A 3703-nucleotide genomic window follows, 5' to 3' on the forward strand; every position below is an offset into this window, starting at 1 on the left:
CCGGCCCACCCCCCCCCCCCCCCCCCGGCGGGGGGTCCCCCCCCCCCCCCCGGCCCGGCCCTCCCCCCCTGGCCTGCCGCTACTCCCCAAGGGTCACCGCCGGCTCGGCGCCGTCGCTGTCCGCCAGGGCCTCGGGGCTCAGGCCACTCGCGGGGCGGACGACGCGAGGTGGGCACGCCAGCCGCCGGGAGCGGTGATCTCGTGGATTCCGGGTCCGGTGACCGGGGGCCGACGGCAGACCATGCTGAGCGAGCCGCGGCCGTCCTCCAGCTGGATGGCGGAGAGTTCCAGCTCCGCCGGTTCCCGGGGCAGCAGCTTCTCGCGCAGGTCGCGGTAGGTGATCTCGTAGATCTCGCCCGGGACGGGCCACCCGCCTTCCCGGGTCGGCAGAAGGCCGGGGAAGCGGTCGTGGAAGGAGTAGAAGCGGTAGCGCGGCGCGGTGCGGACGGGGCCCAGGAAGCGGGCACCGGTGAGGGCGTCGTTGAGCTCGCCGCCGCTCATGGCCTGCCCGTTGACGAACATGGTGACGGTGTCGTGCATGCGGGGCTCCTGTGGTCGGTGAGTCATTCGGTGAGCGTGGTGTTTCCGTGGCCGCGCAGTGCGTGGACGCGTACGGCGGTGACGGCGCGTTCCGGGTCGCCGCTCGCGAGGTCGTCGAGCAGCGCCCGGTGCTGGGAGACCGGCTCGTGTCCCGGCTGCTGGACGTAGTCGTCCGTCGGATAGAGGAAGGCCTGCCGTTGCAGGAACGCCGAGGTGGTCTCGGAGAAGGCCGCCCGGTTGATCGCCATGTGCAGATCGAGGTGGGCCATGGAGAACTGGGGGCTGCTGATGCCGTGCTTCCGCAGGGCCTCCTCCAGGGGGTCCAGCAGGGCGTAGAGCGGCGCCCAGTCCACCCGCGCCGCCTTGGCGGCGAGGCTGCGGGCCGCCACTTCGTCGAAGGCGACGCGCAGCAGGTGGAGTTCGGCCCGTGCCTCGGCGTCGACGCTGACGACGACGAGCTGGCCGCGCCGGATCCGCAGGACCAGCCCCTCGCTGGTCAGCCGTTGCAGCGCCTCGCGCACCGGGGTGCGGCTGACGCCCAGTTCCTCCGCGATCTGCTCCTCGACCAGGCGGATGCCTCCCGCGTACTCGCCGGTGGTGATCTGCTGCCGCAGGAAGCGGTACACGCGCTCCCGTGTGGTGGTCGTCATGAGGCCCTGGCCGTGAGCAGGGCGGCACGGCACCGGTTGGTGACCCGCTGCATGAACGTGCCGGACATCACGCTCATCCCGGCCTGGAGGGCGGCGTGCTGCAGCGCCGAGACCCGGTTGTTCAGGTCGAAGAACCTGCTGCCGGGGGTCAGCAGCCGCGGCAGGGGGAAGGCGAAGGGCTGCTCTTCCGAGACGTCCGTCTCCCCCCAGGTCGTGGTGTTCACGATCAGCGAGGGCCCGGTGGTGGCGAAGGGCACCTCGGGCAGCGCGTCCGGGGCGGCGGTCAGGGCGCCGAAGTCCGCGCCCCAGGCCGCCAGCGCCGCGGCGTTGCGCGCGCTGCCGAGGAGCGGGACGTCCGGCCAGGCACGGCGGGCCGCCAGGGCCACCGAGCCGGCCGAGCCTCCCGAGCCGAGCACCAGCACGCCGGCCGGGGTCGCTCCGCCCATCAGGATCTCCATCGCGGCTTGCGCCGCCCAGGAGTTGGTGTTGACGCCGAGCAGTCCTCCGTCGCCGTTCCGGAGGATCGTGTCGACGACGCCGGTCGCGGTGGCCGAGGGCGTGAGACCGCCCACGCGGGAGGCGACGGCCTTCTTCCACGGGCTCAGGACGAGGGCGAGCCGCCAGGCCGGGTGGGCGAGCAGCGCCGCGGGGTCCTCGAACGGGAGGTGGTGTCCGCACGTGAGGTGCTCCGCGTCGAGGGCCTCCCGGAGCAGCCGGCCGTCCAGGGCGCGCCGCGCGGTGGTGCCGATGGCGGCGAGGACGACTGGTGGCCGCCCCTGGGGGCCCGGCGGCGGTTCCGCCCGCAGCCCGGCCTCGGCCAGGCAGCGGCTCACCGCCTCGTCCATGCTGTCCACCCGCGTGCTGTGTGCTGCCGTGGTCACGTGGCTCCTCACCTCTTGCCTGCCGGGGCCGGGCGCACGTGGCGGCCACGCGGTGCGCCGACGATCCCGCTCTTGTCGTACACCGATTCTCCGCGCAGGTAGGTGGCGATCACCGCACCGGTCAGCGGCCGGCCCTCGTACGGAGTGACGTTGTGCCGGGAGTGCAGCGTGGCGGGGTCCACCACCCCGGTGGCGTCGGGGTCCACGAGCACGAAGTCGGCGTCGAAGCCGGGGGCCAGCTGTCCCTTGCCGGGCATCGACCAGCGCCGGGCGGGGGTGTAGGAGCACAGCCTGACGATGTCTTCGACGGACAGGCGGCCCTGTGCGGCGGCGGTGAGCAGCAGCGGCAGCATCGTCTCGACCCCGATGAAGCCGCCGTGCGCGCACCAGACGTCGTCTTCGGCTTGTTCGGCGGGGGTGTGGGGGGCATGGTCGGTGGCGATGATGTCCACGTCGCCGCGGGCGATTCCGGCCCACAGCTCGGCGACGTTCTCGGCCGGCCGGATCGGCGGGTTGAGTTTGATGAGGTTTCCGTGGGTGTCGTAGGCGCTGTCGTCGAACAGCAGGTGGGCGACGAGGGCTTCCACGCTGACCCGGTGGCCGTCGGCGCGCAGGTCGCGCACGCGGCGCAGTCCGGCGCCGGTGGACAGGTGGTGGATGTGGAGCTTGGTGCAGGCCTCGGTGGCCATGGTGACGATCCGGGTCACGGCTTCCACCTCGACGAAGGCCGGCCGGCTGGCCAGGTGCGCCCGGGGATCGGTACGGCCGGAGGCCCGCAGCCGGTCGATGAACATGCGGAGCAGGTGGTCGTTCTCCGCGTGCGCGCCGACCACGAGTCCGGCCGCCGCGGCGGCCTCCAGGCCGCGGAAGATCGCCGCGTCGTCGGGGCACCGGTTGTCGCCGGTGGTCTGTCCCATGAAGAGTTTGAAGCCCATGGCGCCCAGTTCGGCCATGGCGGTCATCTCCTCGGCGTTGTCCTGGCCGAGCATGCCGTAGAGCCCGAAGTCGACATGTGCCTTCGGCGCCACCAGGTTCAGCTTGCGCCGGAACTCCTCCGCGGTCGCCACCGGGGGAACGGTGTTGGGCATGTCCACGACCGTGGTGACGCCGCCGGCCGCGGCGGCTCGGGTACCGCTGGCGAAGTCCTCCTTCTCGGTCATGCCGGGCTCGCGGAAGTGGACGTGGACGTCCACCAGGCCGGGCAGTACGAGCAGCCCGGCGGCGTCGACCACGCGGACGTCTCCGGCTGCCCGGGCCGCCAGGCCCTCGCCCACGGCGGCTATCCGGCCGTCCCGGACGGCGATGTCGTGTCGGTGGCGGCCGTCGTGCGAGACGACGGTTCCGCCCGTGAGAAGCAGGTCGTACGGTGCCGGGTGGGGCATGGAGCGTCTCCTTCGAGGGGAGCGGGTGACAGCGGGGGTCAGGCGTTCAGGGCCAGGGCGGGGTCCTCTTCGTAGACCTCCCTGATGGGGCCGAGGTCGAACAGTTCCTCGGCGCCGAGGTCGAGGCCGCCCGCGCGGGCGGCGCGGACGTTGGTGGCGGCGGTCTCCTCCGAGAGCGCGAGGATGTGCTGGGCGGGGTCGCCGTCGAGGATCAGCTCGTTGCCGGTCCGGCAGGCGGTCAGGGTGATGC

General features: G+C 73.2%; 5 protein-coding genes. All 5 read right to left on the reverse strand.

Annotation, left to right across the window (positions count from 1 at the left end; genetic code table 11):
- Positions 1-138: 138 nt before the first annotated feature.
- Positions 139-540, reverse strand: a complete 402-nt coding sequence (locus tag ACFV5N_RS22090) for a gamma-glutamylcyclotransferase (RefSeq protein WP_385602529.1) — start codon at positions 538-540, stop codon at positions 139-141.
- A 23-nt stretch (positions 541-563) separates the two neighbouring features.
- Positions 564-1190 (reverse strand): GntR family transcriptional regulator, encoded by a 627-nt coding sequence (locus ACFV5N_RS22095; RefSeq protein WP_385602531.1) that lies wholly within the window; start codon positions 1188-1190, stop codon positions 564-566.
- Entirely contained in the window at positions 1187-2071 is an 885-nt protein-coding gene (locus ACFV5N_RS22100) for a hypothetical protein (protein ID WP_385602534.1), read from the reverse strand. The genes ACFV5N_RS22095 and ACFV5N_RS22100 overlap by 4 nt, the downstream gene beginning before the upstream one ends.
- A gap of 8 nt (positions 2072-2079) precedes the next feature.
- Positions 2080-3453 carry an allantoinase AllB gene (allB, locus tag ACFV5N_RS22105; RefSeq protein WP_385602537.1) on the reverse strand — a complete coding sequence of 458 codons (1374 nt, stop codon included), beginning with the start codon at positions 3451-3453 and terminating at the stop codon, positions 2080-2082.
- Positions 3454-3491: 38 nt separating this feature from the next.
- Positions 3492-3703: hypothetical protein (locus tag ACFV5N_RS22110; protein ID WP_385602540.1), on the reverse strand; the 212-nt coding region annotated here is incomplete at its 5' end.

The sequence above is a fragment of the Streptomyces sp. NPDC059853 genome (genome assembly GCF_042731495.1).
Classification (GTDB): Bacteria; Actinomycetota; Actinomycetes; order Streptomycetales; family Streptomycetaceae; genus Streptomyces.

Excerpts from the sequence above, each read along its gene's own strand:
- ACFV5N_RS22090 (WP_385602529.1), bottom strand. The coding sequence starts at position 540 with ATGCACGACACCGTCACCATGTTCGTCAACGGGCAGGCCATGAGCGGC.
- ACFV5N_RS22095 (WP_385602531.1), bottom strand. The coding sequence starts at position 1,190 with ATGACGACCACCACACGGGAGCGCGTGTACCGCTTCCTGCGGCAGCAG.
- allB (WP_385602537.1), bottom strand. The coding sequence starts at position 3,453 with ATGCCCCACCCGGCACCGTACGACCTGCTTCTCACGGGCGGAACCGTC.